We start from the raw sequence: 2,882 nt of genomic DNA on the forward strand, positions 1-2,882 counted from the left end.
GGAACAACCTGATTGGAAACCACACCTAGGTTACCTATTACAATGAAGAGTGTCCGCATTCATCTCACGGCCTGATGACCCCGGCGGAGGTTTATACCACGAACGCCCCTGAAAGCCGCCGCCTGACATGGCCAAATGCAAGAGTTTATCGCGGAGATAAACTGGGGTCACATCTTATACTACGCAAACATGGTGTCGTATGCGCTCAGGTCCATGCTGTAATCGGCTCTGCTCCAAGCGATAGAGGCAAAGCCCAGATCCGATCCATCAATCAGGCCGGAAATGTCGTCATAATCATATCCCTCTATCGTCAGATAAGCTTGCCCGTCATCATCATAAAAGGTAACGCCGTCATCGGTGTCGAGGTACGAATCGCTTTTGCTCAGGGAAACGTCATAGTCCCCGTTGGTGATCAGTATGTAGTCTGTATCAGGGTCGAAATCGGTAATTGTCACATATCCGCCGGATAAATAGAACGTGTTGCTGCCACCGCCGCCGGTCAGCGTATCATTGCCGCCGGTCGAGATCAGCGTATCGTTGCCATCGCCGCCAATCAGGGTGTCGTCCCCGTCTCCGCCGACCAGCACATTGTTCCCGCCGCCGCCATATATTATGTCATCGCCATCTGCGCCATAGAGCACGTTGTCGTTCTCATCGCCGATGATGATGTCATTCTGGTTGGACCCATGCACATTCTGGAAATTCAGGATTGTAACGCTGGTGTCGCCAAAGCCATCGTCGGATAGCGTGCTGGTGGACAGATCGACGATCACTCCGTTGTCGGTGTCTTCAAAGGCCAGGGTATTGATCCCTCCGCCGCCGTCATAATAGCCGCCGCCCGAGCCGATATAGATAATGTCTTTACCGCTGCCACCATAGACCGTGTCATTACCATCGCCGGCATAGATGGTGTTGTTGCCACCAACACCGTAAATGATGTCATCGCCACCGAAGCCCATCAGCGTATTGTCCTCATCATTTCCGATGATGACGTCGTCGTGGTCGCTGCCCCAGATGTTCTGAATGTTGTAAAGCCGGTCCGTTGTGCCAAGACCGTCCTCAGCCAAGGCATAGGTGCCGTTTGCATCTTCATAGGTTTTAGAAAGATCTACATAGATCCCGTCTGTGGAATCCGTGTAGGCGGAGGTGTTAGAGCCGCCACCGCCGAAAATGTAGTCATCGCCGTAGCCGGCCTGAATCCAGTCGTCGCCGTCAAATCCATAGATCTGTTGGGTCACGCTGGCGTTAGCACCTACATATCCGGCGATGGAGGTTTCAGGAATGTAACCGTATATGATGCTGCCATAATTGTTTCCGACCAGATAGGATGTGTCCAGTCCGCCATAGACGTACCAGCCATAGGTTGCCCCCATCACCAGATAGGCAGTTCCGTCATCAAGGCCGGAGGCCCTAGCCGTGCTAATTTCGACAGTTCCGCCAGTATTTAGATAATAGGCGTCACCGTCTTCATTCAAAATGAATGCGTTTTGCATCATTGAGTAATAGAAGGCGTCCTTCATCTGGCTACTCCAGATGCTGGTGTCCCCGCCAAAGACTTCACTCGCTTCATCGTAATTGATGTAGGCAACAATGTTAGATGATGTGCCATTTTGATAAAGGACGGTAATGTCTCCACCACCTTCGAAATCATCTGTCACAACAACGTTTGACATCTCTGAGGAGTATATCGGTAATATGATGACGTCTTGTTTCGGGTTGTAATCCCCGACTGTTGTATAGCTCGGTGTTGGATCGCTTGTGTCATTTTCTTCCGCTGTAACGGTATATTTGCTCATGATCCCATAGATTGACCAGCCGAGCGTATTTGTCATGCTGTATGCATAGGATAGGCCGAACCCTGATAACAGCAGAGACATCGATGTCTTGGCAACGGATTCAGCAACATCATCCCATCCTGGAGAGCTTGTCGATTTGGTCGTTTCAGCGCTTTCCTCAGCGACCGCGCCCAAGACAAACGTATTGTGCCCCGATCCGCCATAGAGGTAGTTTGTGTCGCCGTCGAACAGCGGGCCGGAGAAAAGCCAATTATCGCCATCTCCACCGTAAAGAATGTCATTTCCTGCACCGCCATACAGGAAGTCATCACCGTCCCCGCCATAAAGGACGTCGTCGCCACTGCCGCCGAAGAGAATATCGTTTCCTTCGCCGCCATAAAACGTGTCGTTGCCTTTGCCACCATAGGCAATATCGTCTCCACGACCGCCAAAAAACGTTACCGGCTGAGCCTTGATTTTATGGTTGCCGATTTTGGTCTGGTCGACCGAAATGAAAATAGTGTCTGTATCACTTCCAATGACAAGAGAATAATAGTCGTAATAAGACCAGAAATTAAGGTATTCCCCATTGTTATAAATATAGCTATTGTCAATTACATTTTCACTTGGGGAGGCCAAATATATGCCGTGATCGACAGTGTAAGCCCAGCCATCTGCAGTTTTGTTGATGCCTGCGTTCTCAAAATTATTGACGGCTTCGTAGGCCTCAACTGAAATCGGATCACCCAGAATGCTTGTATAATATCCGGTATCTTCGTCGTAATGGTATGTTACCAAAATATACGTTTGATAGTCGGTCGCCATTCCAGCAATACCCCGCAATTCTTACTATTTGATTCAAGTTTTATCGTCATAAATGCTAATCCCTCAAAGGCGGCCAGTTAAAAATTCTTAATGTTTAGAGGGCGAACATGAGCTGGACACCTGCAATAACCTGGCCTTCCTGCATGGTTTCTGGTTCACGGCTGGGAAGGAGCCGGGGTTATGGGAGTGGGCGGCGTTGTTGCATTAACAATGGTTCCTGTCGCCTACGGCCCTCAAGATGTTTGGGTCCGAGGGGTAGTGTCAAAGATCTTTCGCACTTTT

At 49.7% G+C, this 2,882-nt stretch carries 1 protein-coding gene; it reads right to left on the reverse strand.

Annotation, left to right across the window (positions count from 1 at the left end; all coding sequences use genetic code 11):
- Positions 1 to 179 precede the first annotated feature (179 nt).
- Positions 180 to 2,600 (reverse strand): calcium-binding protein, encoded by a 2,421-nt coding sequence (locus E1297_RS03110; protein WP_155133771.1) that lies wholly within the window; start codon positions 2,598 to 2,600, stop codon positions 180 to 182.
- Between the last annotated feature and the right edge of the window lie 282 nt (positions 2,601 to 2,882).

It is taken from the genome of Roseibium sp. RKSG952 (assembly GCF_009711355.1).